14 protein-coding genes and 1 pseudogene are annotated in these 22,012 nt (G+C 63.7%); 10 read left to right on the forward strand and 5 right to left on the reverse strand.

Going from position 1 to position 22,012, the window contains the following annotated elements:
* The first annotated feature begins 43 nt into the window (after nucleotides 1-43).
* A complete protein-coding gene (locus B586_RS09885; protein ID WP_047313972.1) occupies nucleotides 44-1,111 on the forward strand; it encodes a type III polyketide synthase in 1,068 nt (355 codons plus the stop codon).
* Between the two features lie 13 nt (nucleotides 1,112-1,124).
* On the opposite strand, the gene B586_RS09890 is transcribed toward B586_RS09885, so the two are convergent.
* Entirely contained in the window at nucleotides 1,125-2,894 is a 1,770-nt protein-coding gene (locus B586_RS09890; protein WP_054880048.1) for an ABC-F family ATP-binding cassette domain-containing protein, read from the reverse strand.
* Nucleotides 2,895-3,250: 356 nt separating this feature from the next.
* Between B586_RS09890 and B586_RS09895 the strand changes: the two genes are divergently transcribed.
* The 7 genes from B586_RS09895 to B586_RS09930 all read left to right on the forward strand — a co-directional run bounded on the left by B586_RS09895 (nucleotide 3,251) and on the right by B586_RS09930 (nucleotide 16,222).
* Nucleotides 3,251-4,135 carry an enoyl-CoA hydratase gene (locus B586_RS09895; RefSeq protein ID WP_047313974.1) on the forward strand — a complete coding sequence of 295 codons (885 nt, stop codon included), beginning with the start codon at nucleotides 3,251-3,253 and terminating at the stop codon, nucleotides 4,133-4,135.
* Nucleotides 4,136-4,180: 45 nt separating this feature from the next.
* Nucleotides 4,181-4,399 (forward strand): hypothetical protein, encoded by a 219-nt coding sequence (locus B586_RS09900; protein ID WP_047313975.1) that lies wholly within the window; start codon nucleotides 4,181-4,183, stop codon nucleotides 4,397-4,399.
* 10 nt (nucleotides 4,400-4,409) lie between these two features.
* Nucleotides 4,410-5,345, forward strand: a complete 936-nt coding sequence (locus B586_RS09905) for a class I SAM-dependent methyltransferase (protein WP_047313976.1) — start codon at nucleotides 4,410-4,412, stop codon at nucleotides 5,343-5,345.
* 32 nt (nucleotides 5,346-5,377) lie between these two features.
* Nucleotides 5,378-8,632, forward strand: coding sequence for a helix-turn-helix transcriptional regulator (locus B586_RS09910; RefSeq protein WP_054880983.1), 3,255 nt, complete (start codon nucleotides 5,378-5,380; stop codon nucleotides 8,630-8,632).
* A 990-nt stretch (nucleotides 8,633-9,622) separates the two neighbouring features.
* Entirely contained in the window at nucleotides 9,623-12,865 is a 3,243-nt protein-coding gene (locus B586_RS09920) for a helix-turn-helix transcriptional regulator (protein WP_054880046.1), read from the forward strand.
* Nucleotides 12,866-12,945: 80 nt separating this feature from the next.
* On the forward strand, nucleotides 12,946-15,996 hold the full coding sequence (locus tag B586_RS09925) for an acyl-CoA synthetase (protein ID WP_156406886.1): 3,051 nt from the start codon (nucleotides 12,946-12,948) through the stop codon (nucleotides 15,994-15,996).
* On the forward strand, nucleotides 15,989-16,222 hold the full coding sequence (locus B586_RS09930) for a Trm112 family protein (protein ID WP_054880044.1): 234 nt from the start codon (nucleotides 15,989-15,991) through the stop codon (nucleotides 16,220-16,222). The genes B586_RS09925 and B586_RS09930 overlap by 8 nt, the downstream gene beginning before the upstream one ends.
* Here B586_RS09930 and B586_RS09935 read toward each other — a convergent pair.
* Genes B586_RS09935 through B586_RS09945 form a run of 3 tightly spaced genes read right to left on the reverse strand, consistent with a single transcriptional unit; the run spans nucleotide 16,188 to nucleotide 18,341 of the window.
* Nucleotides 16,188-16,808 carry a TetR/AcrR family transcriptional regulator gene (locus B586_RS09935; protein ID WP_047313981.1) on the reverse strand — a complete coding sequence of 207 codons (621 nt, stop codon included), beginning with the start codon at nucleotides 16,806-16,808 and terminating at the stop codon, nucleotides 16,188-16,190. The genes B586_RS09930 and B586_RS09935 overlap by 35 nt on opposite strands.
* Before the next feature lie 4 nt (nucleotides 16,809-16,812).
* Nucleotides 16,813-17,634: an ABC transporter permease gene (locus B586_RS09940; RefSeq protein WP_168162525.1), complete on the reverse strand. Its 822-nt coding sequence runs from the start codon at nucleotides 17,632-17,634 to the stop codon at nucleotides 16,813-16,815.
* Nucleotides 17,568-18,341 (reverse strand): ABC transporter ATP-binding protein, encoded by a 774-nt coding sequence (locus B586_RS09945; protein WP_054880043.1) that lies wholly within the window; start codon nucleotides 18,339-18,341, stop codon nucleotides 17,568-17,570. The genes B586_RS09940 and B586_RS09945 overlap by 67 nt, the downstream gene beginning before the upstream one ends.
* Nucleotides 18,342-18,589: 248 nt before the next feature.
* Between B586_RS09945 and B586_RS09955 the strand changes: the two genes are divergently transcribed.
* Together B586_RS09955 and tyrS are read left to right on the forward strand one after the other, a co-directional pair.
* Entirely contained in the window at nucleotides 18,590-19,201 is a 612-nt protein-coding gene (locus B586_RS09955) for a DNA-3-methyladenine glycosylase (RefSeq protein ID WP_047313984.1), read from the forward strand.
* A 10-nt stretch (nucleotides 19,202-19,211) separates the two neighbouring features.
* Nucleotides 19,212-20,492 carry a tyrosine--tRNA ligase gene (gene tyrS, locus B586_RS09960; RefSeq protein ID WP_054880041.1) on the forward strand — a complete coding sequence of 427 codons (1,281 nt, stop codon included), beginning with the start codon at nucleotides 19,212-19,214 and terminating at the stop codon, nucleotides 20,490-20,492.
* Between the two features lie 30 nt (nucleotides 20,493-20,522).
* Here the strand turns inward: tyrS and B586_RS09965 are convergent.
* Nucleotides 20,523-21,973, reverse strand: a pseudogene (locus B586_RS09965) (TfuA-like protein).
* Nucleotides 21,974-22,012: the final 39 nt, after the last annotated feature.

The following is a 22,012-nucleotide window of genomic DNA, read 5'->3' on the forward strand; positions in this document are numbered from 1 at the left end:
TGAGAATCGTAATTTTCGGTAAGTGGGATGTGAGGGGCAGGGCATGAGCGTCATCGCAGGTGTATTCGGTGTGTTGCCGCCGCATCGATATAGCCAGAGCGAGATTACCGATTCGTTTGTTGAGTTTCCCGGATTGAAGGAGTACGAGGAGATTGTTCGGCGTCTGCATGCCGGCGCGAAGGTCAACAGTCGACATCTGGTGCTGCCACTGGAGAAGTATGCATCGCTGACCGACTTCGGCGAGGCGAACGAGATCTTCATCGAAAACGCTGTGGAACTTGGTTGTGACGCGCTAGTGGGTGCGCTTGATGAGGCAGGCCTGCAACCCGGGGATGTCGACACGATCGTTACCACGACGGTCACCGGCGTCGCAGTGCCTTCGCTGGATGCCCGGATCGCTGGACGGCTCGGCCTGCGCCCGGACGTTCGCCGAATGCCGCTGTTCGGCTTGGGTTGCGTGGCGGGGGCGGCGGGGCTGGGCCGGTTGCACGACTACTTGCGTGGTGCGCCCGACGACGTCGCGGTCCTGGTATCGGTCGAGCTTTGCTCGCTCACCTACCCCGCGGTCAAACCAACTGTGTCGGGACTGGTGGGGACGGCGCTGTTCGGTGACGGCGCAGCCGCGGTGGTGGCCGTCGGCGAACGCCGCGCCAAAGACGTACAGGTCCGCGCCAGCGGGCCGGACATCCTCGATTCGCGCAGCCGTCTCTACCCCGAATCGCTACATATCATGGGCTGGAATGTCAGTTCTGCTGGCCTGCAGCTGGAGCTGTCGCCGGAGCTGACGAGTGTTGTCGAGCGGTACCTGGCCGATGACGTCACGGGCTTCCTCGCCTCGCATGGGATTAGCAAGGACGACATCGGTGCGTGGGTTAGCCATCCCGGTGGTCCCAAGGTCATCGATGCGATCACCAAGAGCCTCCAATTGCCCCCCGAGGCGCTCGAGTTGACCTGGCGCTCGTTGAGCGAGATCGCGAACCTCTCGTCGGCGTCGGTGCTGCACATCTTGCGCGACACCATCGCCAAGCCGCCGCCCAGTGGGAGCCCAGGGCTGATGATCGCGATGGGCCCCGGATTCTGCGCAGAACTAGTGCTACTGCGCTGGCATTGAGTTGACGCTGCCGCTACTCGACGATTTCTGAAAGGTCCAACCAGCGGCTTTCCCTGGCGGCGACCTCGTCTTCAAGGGCGCGTAACTCCCGTGTCAGCCGAGTCACGGCGACGTGGTCGGACTGGTCATGCTCGGCGAGTTCGGAGTGTTTCGCCGCGATCCGGTCAGCGAGGCGGGCGAGTTGGCGATCGATCGACGCCAACTCCTTCTCGGCGGCGCGCCGCTGCGCGCCCGACATCGCCTGTCGCGGTGGCGCCGCGGCCTTGATAGCCGGGATACTTGGCGGACGCGCTAGCCGCAGATATTCGTCAACGCCGTCGGGCAGATGCCGCAGCCGACCGTCGAGAATCGCGTACTGCTGGTCGGTGACACGCTCTAGTAGGTACCGGTCATGCGAGACGACGATCAAGGTGCCCGCCCAGGAATCGAGCAAGTCCTCGGTCGCGGTCAACATGTCGGTATCGACGTCGTTGGTGGGCTCGTCGAGAAGCAGCACGTTCGGCTCGGACAACAAGGTCAGCATGAGCTGCAACCGCCGCCGCTGACCGCCGGAGAGTTCAGCGACTCGCGCGGACAACTGCTCGCGGGCAAAGCCGAGTCGCTCCAACAGCTGAGCAGGGGTGACCTCACGGCCCTCGACCTGATAGCTGCCGCATAGTCTGCCCAACACCTCGGCGATCCGGTCGCGGGCAAACGGTGTCAACTGATCGCCCTGCTGATCGAGCACCGCTAGCCGGACGGTCTTGCCGCGCTTGACACGCCCGGCATCGGGCGCAACGGTGCCGGCGATCAATCCCAGTAGCGTCGACTTTCCGGCGCCGTTGGCTCCGAGGATGCCGGTGCGTTCACCCGGGCCAATCCGCCATTCGATATCGCGGAGTACCGGACGGCCGTCAAACGAGACCGACACGTCCAGCAGATCGATGACGTCCTTCCCGAGCCGTGCGGTTGCCAGCCTGGCCAACTCGACGGTGTTGCGCAGCGGTGGTACGTCGGCGATCAGCTGGTTGGCGGCCTCGATCCGAAACTTCGGCTTCGAGGTGCGGGCCGGTGGGCCCCGGCGTAACCAGGCCAGCTCCTTACGCATCAGGTTCTGCCGCTTGGCCTCGGCCGTGGCGGCCAGCCGGTCTCGTTCGACGCGCTGTAACACATACGCCGCGTACCCGCCTTCGAACGGTTCGATGATTCCGTCGTGCACTTCCCATGTTGTGGTGGCGACTTCGTCGAGAAACCAGCGATCGTGCGTCACCAGCAGCAGCCCGCCGGCGTTGCGTGCCCAGCGTTGTTGCAGATGGCTGGCCAGCCAGGTGATGCCCTCTATATCCAGGTGATTGGTGGGCTCATCAAGAGCGATCACATCCCAATCGCCCACCAGCAGTTGGGCCAGTTGCACCCGTCGACGTTGGCCGCCGCTGAGCGTGGAAATGGTTGTCTCCCAAGCAATGTCGGAGGTCAGCCCGCTGACCACATCGCGGATACGCGCGTTGCTTGCCCACTGGTGTTCGGCCTGGTCGCCGACTAGCGTCCAACCGACAGTGCGCTGCGGGTCGAGAGTGTCGGCCTGGCTCAACGCGCCGACCCGCAATCCGCTGCGCCGGGTCACCCGGCCGGAGTCCGGCTGCAGCCGACCGGTTAGCAAACCCAGCAAGCTGGATTTTCCGTCGCCATTACGCCCGACGATGCCGATGCGCGCGCCATCACCCACGCCGAGTGTGACCGACTCGAACACCACTTGCGCCGGATATTCCAGATGTACGGCCTCAGTTCCCAATAGGTGCGCCACCGGGCCGACCTTAGCTCGGTCGGGCGATTCAATGTGCTTGAGGTAGTCTGCAACCCGTGTCAGCTTGTCAGCGAATCCGTGGACAGTTTGATCATGTTGTGCGACAAGGGATTACGTGTTGAGCACCGAGGTGCGGGTCGCCAAGGCGGTCGCACGCCCGCCGGCGTTACGCGTTTCAGACCCCAGCGCCTCACTTATCCGAGACTTAACCGAGACTTATCCGAGCAGGGCGCGCACGCGCTGCCTCTTGCAGTGACCCGCTATGTCTATGTGCGCTGCACCTATACGCGTTGCTCCGCGCATTTGTACGCGTTTCAGCCGATGTTTTCCGGCCATAACGGCTGCAGGCTGCTTGAGTGAGCCAGATTGATGCGTCGTGCACCATAGCCGAGCTGCCCTACCGATCCGTCACGGACTTGGTCGTGCTGGATTTCCCGCGACCCGAGGTCGCGTTGATCACCCTTAATCGGCCCGGCCGGATGAACTCCATGGCTCTCGACCTCATGAAGTCGCTCAAGCAGGTCCTCAAAAGGGTTACCTACGACAACTCGGTGCGGGTGGTCGTGCTAACCGGCGCGGGTCGAGGGTTCTGCTCGGGTGCAGATCAAAAGTCCACGGCAGCTGCGCCACATGTCGAGGGGTTGACACAGCCGGTCCGTGCGATGCGTGCCATGGAGCTTCTTGAAGACGTCATCCTGGCGCTGCGGCGATTGCACCAACCTGTGATCGCCGCGGTCAATGGTCCGGCCATCGGAGGTGGGCTGTGTCTGGCGTTGGCCGCAGATGTCCGGGTGGCTTCGACCAGGGCCTACTTTCGGGCCGCGGGCATCAACAATGGGCTTAGTGCCAGCGAGCTGGGGCTGAGTTATCTGCTGCCTCGGGCCGTCGGATCGTCGCGGGCCTTTGAAATCATGCTTAGCGGTCGCGACGTCGGCGCGGAGGAAGCCGAGCAGATCGGGCTGGTGTCATATCGGGTGCCCGAGGATCGGCTGCTGGACACTTGCTACGCCATCGCCGCGCGGATGGCGGCGTTCTCGCGGCCTGGAACTGAGTTGACGAAGCGGGCTTTGTGGGGTGGCTTGGACGCCGCCAGTTTGGAGACGCACATGCAAAGCGAGAGCCTCGCGCAGCTCTTCATAGCGTTGCATACCAGCAACTTCGAAGAAGCGGCTGCCGCACGCATCGAGAAGCGGCCACCAGTATTCGTCGATGCCAGGAGCTGCGCCGCAATCCCGCGGTAATGCTTTCGACGAACCGTATTTCACGCTGATTATCCGCTAACGAACATGGTTATCCCGTACCTTCCAAGCCACGCGACCCGTTTTGTTGGCCGCGAGGTCGAAACGAATTCTGCGCCGCAGCTCTTGGCTGACAACCAGGTGGTGACATTGACCGGCGCCGACGTAGTCGCTCAAACGGTGGATGACTTCTGTAACGAGCAGTGGCATGTCGATCCAGCGCCGACCACCGACCAGCAGCTGGAACAGAGGGAGCACTTGGAATAGAGGGAACACATTGAGCACACTGCGTACCCATGACGACACCTGGGATATCACAGCCGGTGTCGGCATCACCGCCATCGTGGTGGCTGCCGCCCGAGCCGCTGAAACTGACCAGCCAGATCCACTGATCCGCGACCCATACGCGCGGCTCCTGACGGCAAACGCCGCTATCGGTCTATGGAACGCCATGCGCGACGAGTCAATGTTCACCAAATTACAGTCCGCTGATCCCGCGACCTCCGCAGTGATCGACTACGTGCGCCGCTATCAAGCAGTTCGGACGCACTTCTTCGACAGCTACTTCGCCGACCTAGTCAACAGCGGAGTCCGGCAGGTGGTGATCCTGGCGTCCGGGCTGGATTCTCGGGCCTACCGGTTGGACTGGCCGGCTGAATGCACCGTCTATGAGATCGATCAACCCCAAGTACTTGACTACAAATCCGCGACGCTGGCCGCGCACGGTGTCAAACCCACCGTCGACCGCCGCGAGGTGCCCATCGACCTACGCCACGACTGGCCGGCCGCGCTCCGCGACGAGGGGTTCAGCGCAACGACGCCGACAGCCTGGTTGGCTGAAGGCCTATTGATTTACCTGCCCGCCGACGTTCACGATCGGCTCTTCGAGCAGATCACCGAGCTGAGCTCGCCCGGCAGCAGGATTGCGGTAGAAACCGCCGCCAGTTACTCCGGCGAGCGGCGCGCGCAGCTCCGGGAGCGGTTCCGGAAGGCGGCCGATGAACTCGCCCTCGAACAGCGCGTATACCTGCAGGATCTGATGTACCACGACCAGGACCGAGCGATCGTCGTGGATTGGCTCAACGCGCACGGCTGGCGGGCGAGGGCACAGTGCTCGCTGGATGAGATGCGCCGACTAGGCCGCTGGATTGATGGCGTGCCGATAGCCAACAAGGATGAGTTCGCTGACTTCGTCACGGCTGAGCGTCGGTAGAGGTGCGCGCGGACGACTCCTGCGATGCGGCCGTGACCAAGCCCCTGCCGGTGGGCACGGTCACCTTGCTCCTGGGCGATGTGGAGGATGCGACTCGGCTGTGGGAGAAGCGGGCCCAGGATATGAGCGCTGCAGTCGCACATCTGGACCAAACGGTATCCGACGTGACAGCAATCCATCACGGAGTGCGGCCGGTCGAGCAGGGCGAGGGCGACAGCTTCGTGATTGCCTTTGCTTGTGCCTCGGATGCCGTGGCTGCTGCCTTGGACTTGCAGCGAGCTCAGCTGGGGCCGATCCGGTTGCGAATCGGGGTGCACACCGGGGAGGTGCGGCTGCGTGATGAGGGTAACTACGTTGGTCCGACCGTCAACCGGACCGCGCGTCTGCGCAATTTAGCGCATGGCGGCCAGACCTTGCTGTCGAGTGCTACCGAGAACTTGGTGGTTGACGGGCTCCCCAGCGGGGCCTGGCTTACCCATCTGGGGACTCACCGGCTGCGTGGGCTGCCCCGGCCCGAGCGGGTGGTGCAGCTGTGTCATGCCGATTTGCCGGTCGAGTTCCCGCCGCTGCGGGCCACTGATGACCTGCTAACCCACGGTTTTCCTGTGCAGCTAACGAATTTCGTTGGGCGCCGCGACCAGCTCAGCGAGGTTCAGCAGTTGGTGGCCGGTAATCGGCTGGTCACCCTGACCGGTGTCGGTGGTGTGGGCAAGACCCGGTTAGCGCTGCAGGTTGCGGCCCAGCTTGCCGGTGAGGTCGGCGGCGGGTGGTATGTGGATTTGGCACCAATCAGCGATCCCGATCTGGTGCCGACCAAGGTCGCCCGTGCGCTGGGTCTGCGCGACCAACCCGCCCGCTCCACCGTGGACGTGGTGCTGCATTTCCTGGCCGGGCGTCAAGCACTCCTAGTGCTGGATAACTGTGAACATCTGGTGGAGGCTACCGCGGCGTTGGTGTCGCGCCTGGTGGACGCGTGTCCACGGGTGAGGGTTCTAGCGACCAGTCGCGAACCGTTTCGTCTCGCGGGCGAGGTGAGCTGGCGGGTGCCGGCACTGTCCGTAAGCGATGAGGCCGTCGAATTGTTTTGCGACCGGGCCCGGCGGGTGCGGCCGGATTTCCGACTTACCGAAGCCAACTCGGCGGCCGTGACGGAGATCTGCGGGCGCCTGGACGGTTTGCCATTGGCCATCGAGCTAGCGGCGGCCCGAGTTCGGGCGCTGTCACCGGCTGAGATCGTTGACGGTTTGGGTGACCGTTTCCAGTTGCTGACCGGCAGTGCCCGCATGGTGGTGGCCCGCCAGCAGACTCTGTGGGCTTCGGTGGACTGGTCCCACGCGCTGTTGAGCGGGCCGGAACGGGTCTTGTTCCGCCGGTTGGCGGTGTTTGTGGGCCGCTTTTTCCTTGATGCTGCGGAAGCCGTCGCGGGTGGTGGTGAAGTGGAGCGCTATCAAGTACTCGATGCGCTCACGCTGCTCGTCGACAAGTCGTTGGTGGTCGCCGACGATAGCGGCGGTCGAACGTTCTATCGGCTGTCGGAGACGGTGCGTCAGTACGCGCTGGAGAAACTTGACGAGTCTGGGGAGATGGACGCTGTGCGGCTGCGGCACCGCGACTACTACGTGAGGCTGGCCGCCCTGCTCGACGCCTCGGATGACACCGACTATGGGCAGTGCATCGAACAGGCAGAGGTTGAAATAGACAACCTGCGCGCCGCCTTTGCGTGGACCTGCGCGAGCTCCGACACGGAACTCGCACTGGTGCTGGCGTCTTCGCTGCAGCCCGTATGGCTGACCCGCGGCCGCATTAGCGAGGGGCGAGCCTGGTTTGACGCCGTTCTGCGTGGCGAGGATGGCGGCCAACTTGGGCTGCCGCCGGTGATGTGCGCGAGGGCGCTTGCCGACAAAGCTGTGCTCGACATCTTCGTCGATGTCGCCGCGGGCATTGACCATGCCCAGCAGGCCCTGCAGATTGCGCGTGATGTCGACGACCCCGCCCTGTTGTCCCGGGTACTCACGGCATGCGGGTTAAGCGCTGTGATGGCCGGCGACGACGCGGCCGACCGCTACTTTACCGAGGCGATTGGTCTCGCCCGAGCCTCAAACGATCGGTGGAGGCTGAGCCAGATCCTTACTTTCCAGGCACTCGATGCGGTGGCCAGGGGCCACCCGGTCCTCGCGTGTACCGCAGCCGAAGAGGCGCGCGAGCTGGCGAATGCAATCGGTGATCAGTCATTTTCGCTGTGGAGTCGCTGCTGCCTTGGGTACGCGCAGTGGATGCGTGGCGATCTAGTCGGAGCCATTGGACAACTGGGTGAGATTGCTGAGGAAGCCGAGGCGGCTGACGACGTCTTACACAAGGCAACCAGCCTCCATGCCTTGGCGTATGCCCTGGCGTACCACGGCGACGTGAGCGGGGCGCAAGCCGCGGCCGACGCAGCTCTAGAGACCGTCGGCCTGGGCGAGTACTTCGCGGGCATCGGCTACTCGGCATCAGCCGTTGCCGCGCTGGCCGCCGGTGACCTCGCAAAGGCGTTTAACGCGAGCGAGACGGCTTGGCGCAAGATGAGTTTGGCTACGCCCCAGTCGGCAGCCGTACAGCGCATGTTCAGTGCCAAGGTAGCGCTGGCGGCGGGTGATGTCACTGCGGCCCGTTGTTGGTGCGACGAGGCGGTGCAAACAGCGACTGGGCGGCATCTGGTGATGGCGCTGACGACGCGTGCTCGGATCGCGGTCGTTGAAGGCAAACAAGAGGACGCCCAATGCGACGCTCAGAACGCACTCGTCCAGCTAGCCACCTGTGAGGCCTACCTGGATCTTCCAGACGTGCTGGAATGCGTCGCCGGCCTCGCCGGCGACGCCGGCGGCTACCAGGCAGCGGCGAGGCTTTTTGGCGCGGCCGAGGCTATCCGGCAGCGTATCGGTGTGGTCCGCTTCGTGATCCACGAAACGGGATATCAGACGTCGGTGTCAAGCCTGCGAGATGCAATGGGGGAAAGTGACTTCGACGTCGCTTGGGCTGAAGGCGCCGCATTGTCGATCAGGGAAGCGATCGAGCACGGGCAACGTAGCGTGCGTCGTCACAAACGGCCGGATAGCGGTTGGGCGGCGCTTACGCCGGCCGAGCTTGACGTCGCGCGCCTGGTTAGCGAGGGGCTAAGCAACAAAGAGATTGGAACGCGGCTTTTCATCTCACCTCGGACCGTGCAAACCCACCTGACCCGCGTCTACGCTAAACTCGGTCTCACTTCCCGCGTCCAACTCGCTCAAGAGCTAGACAACCGTGCCTGATCGATCACCAAACGTGCACGTGGACGCTCATAGGCGACGCATCTCGCGTGCCATTTGAGACTGTCCGAGAAACTCAAGACGCGTTGGGTAGCGTCGCGGCCAATGGCGATGTTGCCGCAGACGAATTTGCGTTAATAACATCAACTTTGAGCCCACGCCAGCGCGTGCCACTCCAATTGGCTTGGGCAGCCAGCGGATAGCTTTTGGCCGCGCCGGCGCGGCTGCTGCGGCGTTCAAGAGATCTGTCTCGGTGCTCGAGATCGGCGGCTGTGTTACTACTGTCGGTGCGGTCTTCGTCCCCCAGTCCAGGCGCACTTCGGTATCGAAGGTATCGCGCGAAGCCCTGCCGACGCGCCGCGGTCTGCTCGCCGCGACCGCGGAGCTAGCTTCGGTATCGACTTCGATCGTGCTTGTCACACGAACCCCCTTGCAATCAACCGATGATTAGTCAACTGTGCGAGATCGAGTGTGCGGCATCGAGGAGCAAAAACCATCAGCCATGATGCGTAGATTTGACGCTGCAGGGTCGCAGATTTTCCGCTTTTGCGTATCGCCGATCATCCCCGCCATCAAAGGGCCCGAGGAACGGTAAAGCTCGTGAGTGCCGCCGAGCCAGTGTACGCCACCTGCGAGCAGCGGAAACGCAGGTTAGCAACCGGTGACTTGCTGCCAATCCCTACGCGCTGGGCTCCGGCGGCCGCCACACACCGTATACGACGGCGGCTTGCCAGCCGCGGCGTGCTGCGGCCGAGCATGGGGCCACAGCGTCTTTCACGACGAAGTCATAACATCAACGGGATTGGGCCATTTCAATGGTTATTCAATGGTTATTCAATGGTTAGACCGAACTGTAGCAATTTAATTGGGAAAACCATCGGCTAGAATGCGTAGCATGTCTCGGCTGAGGTTGTGCATCAGTGCGACGCGTATGAATCGGATACCAGTTGACGAAGTGCTGGTACGTCCCGGCGGCACCACCGCGACTCGGGCGTGAGCGTACCGCGGCCGTCGGGCACGGTGACGCTGCTGTTAGCCGATGTTGAAGACTCAACGAGGCTATGGCAGCTGCAACCTGAGCAGATGGAGGCCGCCATCGCGGGTCTGGATCGCGCGGTATCGGAAGCCATCGCCGCCCACGGCGGGGTGCGGTCGGTCGAACAAGGCGAAGGTGACAGTTTCGTCGTCGCGTTTGATCGTGCCAGCGATGCCGCGGGTTGCGCACTGGATCTGCAGCGCGCCCAGCTCGCACCGATCAAGCTGCGCATCGGTCTTCACACCGGCGAGGTGCAGTTGCGCGATGAAGGCAGTTATGCCGGTCCCACGATTAATCGGACTGCGAGTCTGCGGGACCTGGCGTATGGGGGCCAGACTGTGATGTCGGCTACCACAGGTGATTTGGTCATTGACAACCTCCCGGCCGATGCGTGGCTGATCAATCTCGGTAGCCAGACGCTCCGCGATCTCTCGCATCCTGAACGGGTCATGCAGCTGTGTCACCCCGACCTTCAGAACAGCTTTCCGGCGCTGCGCACACCGAAACACGTTCCCGCATCAAAACTTCCCGTTCAGGTCACGACTTTTATCGGCGGCGATGCACGGACGAAAGCTGTGCAAAGGCTCTTGGCGGACAACCGGCTGCTGACGCTGACCGGTGAGGGCGGTGTGGGCAAGAGCAGGCTGGCGATCCAGGTTGCGGCAGCATCGGGGTTTGGTGACGATTTATCGTACGTTGAGCTGGCCCCGCTGACCGATCCCGCGATTTTACCGATTGCCGTGGTTCGCGCGCTGGGCTTGACCGATCAGCCGGGCCGCTCGACGATTGGCGCAATTACGCATTTTATCGACGGCCGCCACCAACTCATGGTGTTGGACAACTGTGAGCACGTTCTCGATGCCTGCGCCGAGCTGGTCGTTGCGCTTTTGGGTGCCTGCCCGGCATTGACGATTTTGGCGACCAGCCGCGAGCCGATCGGGGTCGCTGGTGAGATCACCTGGCGGGTACCGTCGTTGTCGCTAGCCGACGAGGCAATCGAATTGTTCGTTGATCGCGCCCGCCTGGTCCAGCCCGCTTTCCGGGTCGTTAGCGCTAACGCCGAGGCGGTGCGCGAGATCTGCCAGCGGCTGGACGGCATACCCCTGGCCATCGAGCTTGCCGCCGCACGGGTCCGGTCGTTGTCGCCAGTCGAGATCGCCGAGAGCTTAGACGACCGGTTCCGGCTGCTCACGGGTAGTGCGCGCAGCGTGGTGCGCCGCCAACAGACACTGAGCGCATCGATGGATTGGTCGTATGCGCTGTTGACCGAGAGCGAACGGACCTTGTTTCGCCGACTGGCGGTCTTCCCGGGTACGTTCGACCTGGCTGCAGCGCGAGCTGTGGCCGGCAATGACTTGGAGATCTATCAAATCCTCGATCAGTTGACGCTGCTCGTCGACAAGTCGTTGGTAGTCGTTGAAGACGTCCAGGGGCGTACCCGGTACCGGCTGCGGGAAACGGTACGTGAGTACGCACTAGGAAAGCTGGACGAATCCGGCGAAACCGACCTGCCGGCTCGTCACTGCGACTACTACAAGGCTTTGGCTTCCAGGCTGGACGCGCCAGGGCAATGCGACCACCTTGAGCTGGTGGAGCAGGCTGAGCTTGAGATCGACAACCTGCGCGCCTGCTTCACCTGGAACCGTAAAAACAACGATGGCGTAGCCGCATTACAGCTCGCGTCCTGGCTGCAACCGATTTGGTTTGGGCGTGGCCGCCAGCGCGAGGGTTTGGCCTGGTTTGATTCGATCTTGGAAAACGGTAATGCCGATCAGTTTGCGGTATCAGCCGGTGTCTGGGCGCGCGCGCTCGCGGACAAAGTGATGCTCAGCACCTTGCTGGCCACGAGCCCAGTGGGCGCCCCCGACATTATCGCTCGGGCTGGACAAGCCCTGGCGATAGCACGCGATATCGATGACTCCACGGTGTTAGTTCGGGCCCTCACCGCCTGCGGTTGCAGTAGCGGTTACCAGCCAGAAGCAGCTCAGGCCTACCTCGGCGAAGCTATCGAGCTAGCCCGCGCCCTAGATGATAAATGGACATTGAGCCAAATCCTGTATTGGCGGCTGGTGGGGACCTGCATGACGGGTGATCCGCGTGCGGTGCGAGCCGCTGCCGACGAAGCCCAAGAGCTCGCCGAAAGCATCGGGGACCGGTTCGTTTCACGTCAATGCCGCTTGTGGCGCAGCGCGGCGCACATGTGGGAAGGCGATCTGAATGGTGCGATTGCGCGACTTCGCGAGGTTACGGCCGAAGCTGAGGCGGCTAACGACGTGGTCACAACCGCTCTCGGCCTATACATCCAGGCCCTGGCGCTAGCGCATCTGGACGCCAGCGCCGCCGAGGCCGCGGCGGCTGCGTGCATCGCCGCAGCGGCAGAGTTGGGCGGGGTATACGAAGGTTGTAGCTATGCGGCGGCGTCTTGTGCGGCCCTAGCCACGGGCAATGTTTCGGCGATCGATACCAGTGCGGCGGATCAGCGAAATTATTGTGCTCACTTAGATCTGCACCGCGAACTAATGGCGCAGTTAGCCCTGGTGCGCGGCGATGCGAGTGTGGCACGATGTTACGCCGACGACGCCGTCGCGTCGACGAGCGGATGGCACCGAATGGTGGCGTTGATAACGCGGGCGCGCGTTGCGATCGCCCACGAGGAACGCGATGCAGCACGCAATGACGCGCACGCAGCTCTGGTGTGCGCAACCGACTTGGGCGCGCGTGTAGGCGTGCCGGATGCCATTGAGCTCCTCGCCGCACTGAACGGTGAGTCGGGCAGTCATTGTGCCGCGGCGCGCCTTTTTGGCGCGGCGGCCGCCCTGCGACAGCGGACCCAGGAGGTCCGCTTCCAGGTCTGGGAGGCCGACTACCAGGCCTCGGTGGCGGCGCTTCGTGATGCGATGAGTGGCGACGATTTCGCCTCCGCCTGGGCCGACGGCGCCGCGATGTCCACCGACGAGGCGATCCGCTACGCGCAGCGCGGTCGCGGGAAACGCAAACGTTGGAGCGGTGGCTGGGGGTCATTAACCCCTGCCGAGCGCAACGTGGCGCGGTTGGTGGGTGAAGGGCTGGGTAACAAAGAAATCGCGACACGGCTGTTCGTTTCGCCGCGCACCGTGCAATCCCACCTCACCCACGTCTACGCCAAACTCAGGCTTAACTCGCGCGTCCAACTCGCGCAAGAAGCGGCGCGCCACAGCTAACCGATTCGGCCAGCCGCCGGGTCACAGCAGGCCCGCACCGGAGCCAACTAAACAGTGTGACCAAAACTGCCAGCCCAGCGATGTGCCATGATGTCCAAGCTGTCAAGAGTCAGGGAGCAGCAGTGGATCTCAATTTTTCGATGGTCACACGACCGGTCGAGCGCCTGGTCGCTACGGCACAAAATGGCCTGGAGGTCTTACGGTTGGGGGGGTTAGAAACCGGCAGCGTTCCGTCGCCGTCGCAGATCGTCGAGAGCGTGCCGATGTACAAGCTCCGACGGTATTTTCCGCCCGATAACCGGCCCGGGCAACCGCCGGTGGGCTCGCCCGTGCTGATGGTGCACCCGATGATGATGTCGGCGGATATGTGGGACGTCACCCGGGAGGAGGGCGCGGTAGGGATCCTGCACGCCAGCGGACTGGATCCCTGGGTCATCGACTTCGGCTCACCCGACAAGGTCGAGGGTGGAATGCGTCGGAATCTGGCCGACCACATCGTGGCCCTCAGTGAGGCGGTCGACACCGTCAAGGACGCCACCGGCGACGATGTGCACCTGGTCGGGTATTCGCAGGGTGGCATGTTCTGCTACCAGGCTGCCGCATACCGGCGTTCGAAGAACATCGCCAGCATCGTGGCGTTTGGCTCCCCAGTTGACACCCTGGCCGCGCTGCCCATGGGTATCCCACCAAACTTCGGCGTGGCACTTGCCAATTTCATGGCAGATCACGTCTTTAACCGCTTGGACGTCCCAAGCTGGTTGGCGCGCACCGGTTTTCAGATGTTGGACCCGCTTAAAACCGCCAAGGCCAGGGTCGATTTCGTGCGTCAGCTGCACGATCGTGAGGCTCTGCTGCCGCGTGAACAGCAGCGCCGATTTCTTGAATCCGAAGGGTGGATCGCGTGGTCTGGTCCGGCGATCTCCGAGTTGCTTAAGCAGTTCATCGCGCACAACCGAATGATGACGGGCGGTTTCGCTGTCAACGGGCAGCTGGTGACGCTCACCGATATCACCTGTCCGGTGCTGGCTTTCGTTGGCGAGGTTGACGACATTGGCCAGCCGGCGTCGGTGCGCGGCATTCGGCGGGCAGCGCCCAACGCCGAGGTCTACGAATCTCTGATCCGGACAGGACATTTCGGCCTGGTCGTGGGGTCCAGGGCGGCGCAGCAGAGCTGGCCGACCGTCGCCGAATGGGTGCGCTGGCTATCCACCGGTGCCGACAAGCCGGCGAATATCCATCCGATGCCGGACCAGCCGGCCGAACACACCGCCAGCGGGGTCGCGATGCGTTCTCGGCTCGCGCACGGCCTGGGGGAGGTCTCCGAGGCGGCGCTGGCGCTGGCGCGCGGCGCGGCCGACGCGGTTGTCGCGGCTAACAGATCCGTGCGCACGCTGGCTGTGGAGACAGTCCGGACGCTGCCGCGTTTGGCCCGGCTCGGACAGCTCAACGATCACACTCGGATCTCGCTGGGCCGCATCATCGGTGAACAGGCCCACGATGCCCCGCGGGGCGAATTCCTGTTGTTCGACGGACGCGTGCATACCTACGAGGCTGTCGACCGCCGAGTCAACAACGTCGTCCGAGGCCTGATCGAAGTCGGGGTGCGGCAGGGTGACCGCGTGGGTGTGCTGATGGAGACCCGACCTAGCGCACTGGTCGCCATCGCAGCGCTGTCTCGGCTGGGTGCAGTTGCCGTGATGATGCGGCCAGATGCCGATTTGGCCGCGGCGGTCCGACTGGGGGGCGCGACCGAGATCTTGACCGACCCCGCCAATCTTGATGCCGTGCTTGCTTACGGGCGTCAGCTGACCGGGCAGGTACTGGTGCTAGGTGGTGGTGAGTCGCGCGATCTGCACCTGCCGGAGGACGCCTTGCAGCAACGCCAAGTCATCGACATGGAAAAGATCGACCCGGATGCTGTCGAGCTGCCGGCCTGGTATCGGCCCAACCCGGGATTGGCTCGGGACCTGGCGTTCATCGCGTTCAGCACGGTCGGCGGCGAGCTGGTCGCCAAGCAAATCACTAACTACCGGTGGGCGGTCTCAGCCTTCGGAACTGCCTCAACGGCCGCCCTCGATCGCAGGGACACGGTGTACTGCTTGACGCCGCTGCATCACGAGTCCGCGCTGCTGGTCAGCCTGGGCGGCGCGGTCGTGGGTGGTGCCCGCATCGCGCTGTCGCGCGGTTTGTGCCCGGACCGGTTTGTGCACGAGGTGCGGCAATACGGCGTCACCGTCGTCTCCTACACCTGGGCCATGCTGCGCGAACTTGTCGACGACCCCGCGTTTGTACTGCACGGCAATCATCCGGTGCGGCTGTTCATCGGCTCGGGTATGCCGACTGGACTATGGGAGCGGGTCGTCGAAGCGTTCGCGCCCGCTCATGTCGTCGAGTTCTTCGCTACCACCGACGGACAGGCTGTGCTGGCTAACGTGTCGGGCGCGAAGATTGGCAGCAAAGGTCGTCCGCTGCCCGGTGCTGGGCATGTCGAGCTGGGTGCTTACGATGCCGAACAGGACCTGATCCTGGAAAACGACCGCGGCTTCGTCCAGGTCGCCGACGTCAACCAGATCGGTGTGCTACTTGCTGCGTCTCGCGGACCGATCGATCCGACCGCGTCTGTCAAGCGCGGCGTCTTTGCTCCGGCCGACACCTGGATATCGACCGAGTACTTGTTCCGCCGCGACGACGATGGGGACTACTGGCTGGCGGGTCGACGCGGCTCGGTGGTTCGCACCGCCCGCGGATTGGTCTATGCCGAGCCGGTGACCGACGCGCTCGGCCTCATCACTGGGGTCGACCTCGCTGCGACCTACAGTGTGACGGTGGGTGACCATGAGTTGGCGGTGTCGGCAGTGACGCTGCTGCCCGGAGCGACCATCACGGCGGCCGACCTGACCGAAGCCGCTGCCAGCATGCCCGTCGGACTGGGGCCCGACATTGTGCACGTGGTGCCAGGGCTGACGCTGAGCGCGACCTACCGTCCAATCGTCGGTGCCCTGCGCACGGCCGGGATTCCCAAAGCGGGACGCCAGGTTTGGTATTTCGATTCCGCCAGTAACCAATTCAGGCGGTTGACTCCAGGGGTACGGGCTGAGCTAGCCAGCAAGCACACGCACACCCATGCTTGACGATTTACTGCTGAGCATTCTGGTGTGCCCGGCTGACCGGGGGCCGTTGGTGCTGGTCGACCACGGCGATGGGTCAGGCGGCCAAGTGCTCTACAACCCGCGACTGCGGCGTGCCTATCGCATCGACGACGGCATTCCGGTGCTGTTGGTCGATGAGGCCCGCGCCGTCGACGACGACGAGCACGCCCGGTTTATGGCGCAAGCGCCTCCGGCAGATCCCCAGTGAGGTAGCGCTGCAGGGTCGGTGCGATGGTTTGCACGATCTGTTCGGCCGGCAGCGACGCGAACGGCTCGATCTTGACGATGTAGCGAGCCATAACCACGCCCATCAACTGCGACGCGACGAACTGGGTGCGGATTTTTCCGGTCCCCGGCGGGTTGTCAACCCGCGCACCTACTTCCACGGTGACCACTTCCTGCAGAAACGAGCGCGCCAAACTCACTTCGGAGCCCGAGATCAACGACCGTAACGTGGCGATTAGCCCCGCACCCAATTCGGAATCCCAGATTGGCAGCAACAAGGACGGCAACTTGTATCCGAGTTCCTCGATGGGGGTCTCCCGCATTGGCACGATCACCGTCATGGGATCGATCGGAAGGTGGACCGCGGCGGCGAACAGCTGCTGCTTAGTACCGAAATAGTGATGCACCAGGGCGGCATCGACTCCAGCGGCCGCGGCCACCGCCCGTATTGATGTCCGATCAATACCGTTGTGCGCAAACAGCTCTCGAGCACTAGCCAAGATGCGCTTACGGGTATCGGAACCTCCGGCCGGTCGCCCTGGCCGCCTGCGGTTTGGGTCGGTGGCCAACGTGCTACGGCGTCCGTCGCCTCAGGGTTGCCGCAGCTAGGCACAACGACGCTAGCGCGAAAACCATCACCACGATGATGTCGCGCACCGCGATGTGGGTCAGTTCTGGATGTGCACCCACTTGCTGCAAGGCCTCCAACGCGTAGCTGGCCGGCATCACATTACTGATCCATTGCAGCCAGTGCGCCATCAACGCTCGCGGCACGATGATGCCGGCCAACAGCAGTTGGGGAACCATCACCAACGGGATGAACTGCACGGCCTGAAACTCTGTGCGGGCAAATGCGCTGAACAACAATCCCAGGCCGACACCAAGCATCGCGTTGACGATCGCGATCACGAATACCCATACCGGGCTGCCCGCGGTATCAAAGCCGAGGAACCAAAATGACACGATGCACGCCACGACAGCTTGGGTAGCCGCAGCAATCGAGAATGCGGTCCCGTAAGCGAGCAGCAGGTCGAGCCGGCGCAGCGGAGTGGTCAGGATGCGCTCCAGCGTTCCCGAGGCACGTTCTCGTTGCATCGTGATCGAGGTGATGATGAACATCACGAAAAGTGGGAAAAGGCCCAGCAGGATCAGGCAGGCGTTGTTAAACGGCGACGGGCTGCCCGGGCGCTGCGGGGCATTTTCGAACATGAAGTACATCAACGTGATGACCAGGACCGGCACCAACAAGATCATCGCGACGCTGCGGTGGTCGGCGGCCAGTTGCCGCAGAATCCGCGTCGTGGTGGCGGCGTGGGCCTTGACGGATCCTATCCGGCTTGGGGCGCGGTGCTGTGTTTGATGATGGACAGAAACGCTTCCTCCAGTGATGTGCATCCGGTGTCCTCTCTGAGTCGAGTTGGGCTGGTGTGGGCGATCAGATGGCCGTCGCGCATCAGCAACAGGTCACCACAGTGGTCGGCTTCATCCATCACATGGCTGGAGACCAGCAGCGTGGTGCCGGCGTGGGCCAGTTCGGTGAACTGCTCCCAAAGATCCACCCGCAGTACGGGATCCAGGCCCACTGTCGGTTCATCGAGCACGAGCAGCGCGGGCTGGCAGACGAGGGCGCACGCCAGTGACACCCTAGTGCGCTGACCGCCGGAGAGGTTGCCGCAGAAGGCCGTTCGATGATCCGTCAACCCAACCCGCTCGATGGCGACATCGGCGGCGCGGCCATCGAAGCCATACAGCGCGGCGAAGTAGCGCACGTTGTCGATGATGCGCAGGTCGTTGTAGATCGTCGGGTCCTGCGGCATGTATCCGACTTGACGGCGTAATGCCGGGCACCCGGCCGGTTTGCCCAGCACGGTGACGGTTCCCTTGGAGCGGCCGGTCACGATCTGGGTGCCGACGATGCAACGCATCAGTGTGGTCTTACCGCAGCCGGATGGACCGAGCAGGCCGATGATACTGCCCTGGGCGATGTCCACCGAGAAGTCGTGCAGCGCTGGACGTTTGCCGCGAATCACCCGGAGGTGCTTGATGCTGATGACTGGCGCTGCGCCACCTGACATTAATTCACCATGCGATGAACTCATCATGTGATGAATTCTTCGCTCCTAGCGTCGAGTTGTCAAGCGGCAATGACCCGCTGCGCGGTCAACCACCTATTCGACTGTGCCGAGATTGCCGTGAAGGCTGCGATTGTGGCACCGATCGCGACCACCACGGCAATCTCGCTGCGCGCAGCTCCGCTGCGCTGGCGATCACCACGGGGCTTGATGGTGGTGACCCGCTGCGCGCAGCTCCGCTGCGCTGGCGATCACCACGGGGGTGCACAATCTGTGCCGTGAGCGCTGACCTCTTGGCTGTTGACCCGGTCGCGGCCGCGCATCGACTTCTCGGCGCCACCATCACCAGCCGGGGCGTGTGCGCCATTGTCGTCGAGGTGGAGGCGTACGGCGGGGTTCCAGACGGTCCTTGGCCCGACGCCGCCGCCCACTCCTACCGCGGCCGCAACGGCCGCAACGCCGTGATGTTTGGGCCGCCCGGCCGGCTCTACACCTACCGCAGCCACGGCATCCATGTCTGCGCCAATATCTCGTGCGGACCCGATGGGACGGCTGCCGCAGTCCTGATCCGGGCCGGCGCTCTCGAGAACGGCGCCGATGTCGCCCGGTCCCGACGCGGTGCGTCGGTCCGTACCGTCGCGTTGGCGCGTGGTCCCGGAAATTTGTGCTCTGCCTTAGGAATTACTATGGCTGACAACGGGATTGACGTATTTGCTGCTGACAGCCCGGTGCAATTGGTCCTCAATGACGCCCAGGGTGCGATGTCGGGTCCACGTGTTGGAATCAGTTACGCCGCCGACCGGCCCTGGCGATTGTGGCTGGCGGGCCGACCCGAGGTCTCGGCCTATCGCCGAAGTCCCCGGGCGCCGGCTCCCGGCGCTAGCGACTAGCCTCTTTTGGATGTCTTCCAGCATCCTCGACGAGCTGGGCTGGCGCGGCTTGGTCGCGCAGTCCACCGACCTCGATGCGCTCGCCGCCGAGCTGCGGCGCGGACCGATGACGGTCTACGCCGGCTTTGACCCCACCGCGCCGAGCCTGCATGCCGGACACCTGGTGCCGCTGCTGGCGTTGCGGCGCTTTCAACGCGCCGGCCACCGGCCGATCGTGCTCGCGGGCGGCGCCACCGGCATGATCGGTGATCCGCGCGATATCGGTGAGCGCACCCTCAACGAGGCGGACACCGTCGCCGAATGGGCCGAACGAATCCGCGGACAGCTGGAACGCTTCGTCGATTTCGACGATGCCGCGCAGTCGCCGACCGGCGCCATCGTCGTCAACAACCTGGACTGGACGAGCCCAATGTCGGCGATCGAGTTCTTGCGCGATGTCGGCAAGCACTTCTCGATCAACGTGATGCTAGATCGAGACACGATCCGGCGACGGTTGGACGGCGAAGGAATCTCTTACACCGAATTCAGCTACATGCTGCTGCAAGCCAACGACTACGTCGAGTTGCATCAGCGCCACGGCTGTACGCTGCAGGTCGGCGGTTCAGATCAGTGGGGCAACATCATCGCCGGGGTTCGCCTGGTGCGCCAAAAGCTCGGTGCCACAGTGCATGCGCTCACCGTTCCGCTGGTGACCGCCGCCGATGGCACCAAGTTCGGCAAATCCACCGGAGGCGGCAGCTTATGGCTGGATCCAGAGATGACCAGCCCGTACGCCTGGTACCAGTACTTCATCAACACCGCAGACGCCGATGTCATTCGGTACCTGCGGTGGTTCACCTTTTTATCGCCCGACGAACTGGCCGAGCTGGAGCAGACCACGGCCTCACGCCCGGCCGAACGCGCCGCACAACGTCGACTTGCTACCGAGCTCACGGTTTTGGTGCATGGTGAGGCGGCAGCCCAGGCGGTTGAGCATGCCAGCCGGGCATTGTTCGGTCAGGGCGAACTGACCCGCCTTGACGAGGCGACACTGGCGGCGGCATTGCGGGAGACGGCGACCGCCGAGCTGAAACCCGGCAGTCCCGACGGGATTGTCGATCTGTTGGTGGCCAGCGGTCTGTCCGCCAGCAGGGGTGCGGCACGGCGCACGATCGGTGAAGGTGGGGTGTCGGTCAACAACATTCGCATCCAGAGCGAGGAATGGGCGCCGCAGACATCGGATTTCCTGCACGGCCGCTGGCTGGTGCTGCGCCGCGGCAAGCGGAATATCGCCGGCATAGAACGGGTATAGCGTGGGTTGGGTGATCACAAGCTGCGATCACTAGTTGCTAGGACCCAGATGGCCAACCTCGATGGTCGGCAGCTGCTCGTCCACGGCGGCGACTGCGAACGGGGCGGCGGCAGCGTAGAACGAGTCCTCGGTCATCAGGCCACGCTGAGCCATCTCTATGCGGTCCACCGGGGCCCCCATCGCGCGCCGAACAGGTGCTTGAGTTGAGTAGCGTCGGGTCGTCGCACGTTGAGTTGCGGCTTATCGCGAGCGAGGTGGTCGCGCAACGCCAGTGCCGGGGCGGTCATGGCGCGCCATTGGGGCAGTCTCGGGTCGTCGCGCAGCAGGTCGAGGAAGTGCTGGATGCCGGGCAGCGACCGGGTGAACACGAGTGTGCGGGTGGTGAGCCGTGCCGAGATCGCAACGGGGTCGTCGGCCAGGCTTTCGTTTTCCTCGGCCGTAAGCCACTGCGCCCTGACGGTTTCGGGAAAGCCGGAATCCTCGATAATGCCGGTGGCCAGCGCGTAGTGGTGAGCAACGATCTCCAACGCACGCTGGTAGCTGGCGGCGGTGACCTCGGCGACGGCTCGGGAGGCGCGCTGTCGAACGGTGCCGGGCTCGTCGGGGTGCTTCAGCGTCCAGTACTAGGCAGCAACCTGCTCGAGCGCTGGCAGGTACGCCCACCGGTCAATCGCGCATACGCTCAGCATCGACAACACATCCAGGTCGACGACGTCGACGAGGGACTCGCCACCGTCGGGGGTTGCTATGGCAACGGGAGTTGGTGGGGCCCACCGTTGGCGCCACCGCTCCGACCAGACCGTCGGAGGTGGGCCGGTTCGCACCGCAACAGCCCGCTGACCACTGACGATCGCATGCAGGGCGAGCACCGCATCGGCGTGCTTAATGTCGACCCGCACCGATCGCAGCTGGTTGGTCAGGCCGCGGCTATTCGGTGCGCCGACAGCGTCTAGCAGCCTGTTCCAGGTCCGCATGGTGAACGGTGTGGTGCGGGCCGTTTCGATAAGCTCGTCGGCCAAAGATGCTGACAGCAAACCGGAATTGACGGCTCGCGCCACCGTTTGGCGGATATTCACCAGCGCATCGACGAACACCGGATAGCCGTCTTGGGGATCCCCGTGCACCATGCCCACCTCGTCGTCGGCCTCCAGCAACCCGTCGCGGTATCCCTCGTAGACCCAGCCGTAGCCCTCCATCCCGAACGGATGCAGCTCAGCGGCACGCAGCGCACCCATGCTGGACGAACCGGCAACCCGCACTCCGTCGGCGATCAGGGCCAGCAGTTCCTTGTGCCGCACCGAAGGGTGCTGAAAGAAGAGCCCGTCGACGATGAGCAGGGTGTCGTCAGGCCGCAAGCCGTACGACAATGCCTGGCCGAACGAAATCGGTGGCATCACTTCGGCATTGGGCACAATCGCCCGGATGTCGGCGACACTAATGGTGGGGCCCGCGGTGACGATGATCCGTGGCGGGGTGGTCATGTCGACTCTTCGAGCGGGACTCGCATCGGCGATGAGATC

The sequence above is a fragment of the Mycobacterium haemophilum DSM 44634 genome (assembly GCF_000340435.2).
GTDB lineage: Bacteria > Actinomycetota > Actinomycetes > Mycobacteriales > Mycobacteriaceae > Mycobacterium > Mycobacterium haemophilum.